Annotated in this window: 5 protein-coding genes and 1 pseudogene; 2 read left to right on the top strand and 4 right to left on the bottom strand. The window is 70.3% G+C overall.

Annotated features, from left to right (window positions below; genetic code table 11):
- From DN069_RS38795 to DN069_RS38780, 4 genes are all read right to left on the bottom strand, one after another.
- Positions 1–806, bottom strand: an 806-nt coding sequence (locus DN069_RS38795) for a TIGR03936 family radical SAM-associated protein (protein ID WP_111507936.1), incomplete at its 3' end; no start/stop codon positions are given.
- 110 nt (positions 807–916) lie between these two features.
- Positions 917–1,342, bottom strand: coding sequence for a PIN domain-containing protein (locus DN069_RS38790; protein ID WP_111507935.1), 426 nt, complete (start codon positions 1,340–1,342; stop codon positions 917–919).
- A complete protein-coding gene (locus DN069_RS38785) occupies positions 1,318–1,551 on the bottom strand; it encodes a type II toxin-antitoxin system VapB family antitoxin (RefSeq protein ID WP_111507934.1) in 234 nt (77 codons plus the stop codon). Before DN069_RS38785 ends, DN069_RS38790 begins: the two co-directional genes overlap by 25 nt.
- Before the next feature lies 1 nt (position 1,552).
- Positions 1,553–2,071, bottom strand: a complete 519-nt coding sequence (locus DN069_RS38780) for a CGNR zinc finger domain-containing protein (protein WP_111507933.1) — start codon at positions 2,069–2,071, stop codon at positions 1,553–1,555.
- Positions 2,072–2,163: 92 nt separating this feature from the next.
- Between DN069_RS38780 and DN069_RS38775 the strand changes: the two genes are divergently transcribed.
- Together DN069_RS38775 and DN069_RS38770 are read left to right on the top strand one after the other, a co-directional pair.
- Complete coding sequence (locus tag DN069_RS38775; RefSeq protein WP_111507932.1) at positions 2,164–2,523, top strand: VOC family protein; 360 nt, start codon at positions 2,164–2,166, stop codon at positions 2,521–2,523.
- A gap of 279 nt (positions 2,524–2,802) precedes the next feature.
- Positions 2,803–3,172, top strand: a pseudogene (locus tag DN069_RS38770) (GDSL-type esterase/lipase family protein); the annotation flags it as partial.

The raw sequence follows: 3,172 nt of genomic DNA, 5'->3' as shown, positions 1-3,172 counted from the left end.
TCGCGTCCGAGCTGCGGCCCGGCCGCCTCGGAACTGTGGGCTCCAAGGGCCGCGGCCGCGTCGCGGTCGGACGCGAACGGGTCGGTCACCGCACCGGACTCCTCGTCGAGCGGCCCCTGCGCCAGCCTGGTCACCCCAGCGGGGACCGGCAGCGCGAGGTCGGCCGTCACACGAAGCCCGGTCAGGACGTCGTCGGGTCGGACGGCGGGTGTGGCGTGCCGAACAACCAGCCGCAGTATCGCACAGGCACGGCCTGCGGGGATATCGGTCGTACTTTCCGGTAGGCCGGGCGCACCCGCGTCCACCTGCGGATCCACGACCTGCAGGGAGATCACCGCGCCGCGCGCGTCGAAGCGGCGCAGGCCGTTCTTGGTCTGCCGCTCCACGGTGACCTCGTCGGCGGCGAGGAACACGGTGACCGCGGCCTGCGCGGTGTCCGGCTCGACGCCGTCGAGCCGCAACTGCCAGACGGAGGCCTGGAGCCGCTCCATGAAGTCCTTGCCCTGCGCCTCGACCGCGTCGATCACGTCCAGGCCGGGCGGCAGCGACTCGTCGAGCTGCTTGCGCAGCAGCTCCGGGTCGCGGTGCTCGGCGAGGGCCAGCTCCACGTACTCGGCCTCGCTCGCGGCGCCGGTGGGCGCCGCGTTCATAAAGCTGATCCGGGGGTGGGGGGTGAAGCCGGCGGAGTAGGCCATGGGGACGGCGGAGCGCCGCAGGGCGCGCTCGAGGGCCCGCTGGAAGTCGCGGTGGCTCGTGAAGCGGAGGCGCCCGCGCTTGGTGTAGCGGAGTCGGATCCGCTGGACCACAGGGGCGGGCGGCGGACCATCGGGCGTGCGGCGTGCCAGTGCGCTCAGTCCTTAGGGAGTAGGGGCGGTGCTGCGCCTACAAGGTTACGCGGGCGCGTCACCCGATCGCGTCACCCGATCGAGCCGGGCTGGGCGAGCCAGCGCGTCGGGAGGGCGAGGAGGCTGCCGAGGGTCTCCAGCTCGGCGTCGTAGTGGAGCAGCGTGAGGCCGTGGTGGGTGGCCGTCGCGGCGAGCAGCAGGCCCGTGGTGCCGGTGGCGCGCAGCGCACCCTTCTGCGCCAGCAGCTCCTGGTACTCGAGGGCGCGCCGGTAGGCCGGCTCGGGCATCGGCCAACGGGTGTAGACGCTGTCGAGGCCCGCCCGCATGAAGGCGTACTCCTCCCGCGTGCGAGCCCCCTGCAGCAGCTCCAGTTTGGTGGCCTCGCAGATGCCGACCTGACCGGCGGCGACGGGCTCGCGCCAGGCCTCGATGACGTCGGGGCGCATCATCCGGCCGACGGCCGAGGCGTCGATCAGGAAGCCGCCTGCTCCGGCCAAGTCCGGGCACCCCCCTTGGCTTTCATGGATTCGTCGAACGCGCCGGACTCGAACAGCTGGATCATCTGATCAAGCGCCCGTTCGCGCTTGGCCCGAGCCCCTATCTCCCGCAGCGCGGCGTTGACCGTGTCTTTCTTGGTCCGGGTGCCGAGCACTTCGGCGGCGAACGCCAGCGCCTCTTCGTCCAGATCGATCAGAGTCTTCGCCATGCTATTCAGCATATTCCGAGGGCGGGACTGCAGAAACATTTCCTCTGGCCCGATAGGCACGCATCTTCGCACGACTTCCACATACGGCCATCGAGCACCAGCGACCTCGCCCAGCCGGGGAGCGGTCGTAGTAGAGCCAGCGGCAGGTCTCCGAGGCGCAGGCCTTGAGCCGGAGCCAGTCCTTGCCGGACGCGGCGACGGCCGCGGCCACCCGGGCGAAGAGCAGCTCCGTGGGCGGCAGACCCGGCGCGGGGACGAGCGCGACCGCGCCCTCCACGTCGGGCGCGAGGACCAGCGGAGCGGAGGCGAACCGCTCGCTCAATATCTCGACCGAGCCAGCGGGCATATCCAATCCGCTATGAGCCATACATACGGCGCGCAGCAGCTCCCGCAGCTCGCGTACCCGCTCCAACTGGACTCCGGCATCGACGAACGCCTCCAGACCGTCCGCGCCCGACTCGACGTCGAGCGTGTTGACCAGGTCCTGGACGAGCCGCAGCGGCTCCGGGGCGTCTCCCATGCTTGCGATGTTACCGATTCTGCGGCAGCATCCAGTAACGCCAGCGGTTACCCATAGACCGCTTCAAGCGGTAACGACCACGGAGGCCCCACATGATCGGCACTCTGCGCGCCTACGCACTCGACTGTCCCGACCCCCTGGCTCTCGCCGCCTTCTACGCCGAGCTGGTGGGCGGCAAGGTCGTGGACGAGGGCGACGGGTGGGTGGAGCTGGAGGGCGACTACGGCACCAAGCTCGCCTTCCAGCAGGTCGAGACCTTCCACGCCCCGGCCTGGCCGGGCCAGGACACCCCGCAGCAGGCGCACGTCGACATCGGCGTGGCCGACCTCGACGCCGCCCAGACGCAGGTGCTCGCGCTCGGCGCGACGCTGCTGGAGGACTGGGACGGCACCAAGAGCTGGCGGGTCTTCGCCGACCCGGCCGGCCACCCCTTCTGCCTCTGCGCCTGCTGACCGCTCATTCCGCTCCGGAAAGGGGCGTAAATACCGCCCGCCCCTTTCCGGACGTTCCATCAAGAAATAAACCCTGTAGTTACCTTGCGGTAGCAAGAAGCCGTGTGCCACATTCTGCGCACCGGCCGGTGAACCCCAACCCTCACCTGGAGTTCACCCATGCTCAGACCAGTAAGAACGGCGCGACTTGCCGTCGCATCGCTCACCGTCCTTTTTGCTCTTTTCAACGGAACCGGCGCCGCGCACGCCGCCGGCTCAGGCCCGACGACCGTCGTCTCCATGGGCGACAGCTACATCTCCGGCGAAGCCGGCCGCTGGCTCGGCAACAGCGACGACACCTCCGGCAGCCGGGACGGCACCGACCGCGCCTACGTCAATGGCAGCTACGACCCCACCGTCGTCTACGGCCCCACCTACAACAGCGGCTGCGACCGGTCCGACACCGCCGAGGTCAACAGCGCCCCCGGGCTCGCCCAGTCCACCCGGATCAACATCGCCTGCTCCGGCGCCACCACCGCGAACGTGCTCCGCGCGGCCGACGGCGGCCAGTCCTTCAAGGGCGAGGCGCCCCAGGCCGACCAGCTCGCACAGCTCGCGGCCACGGACGACGTGCAGACGATCGTGCTGTCGATCGGCGGCAACGACCTCG

The sequence above is a fragment of the Streptacidiphilus pinicola genome (genome assembly GCF_003258295.1).
Taxonomy (GTDB): Bacteria; Actinomycetota; Actinomycetes; order Streptomycetales; family Streptomycetaceae; genus Streptacidiphilus; species Streptacidiphilus pinicola.
The sequence above is the reverse complement of the archived record's forward strand: the minus strand, read 5'-3'. Positions and strand labels throughout refer to the sequence as shown.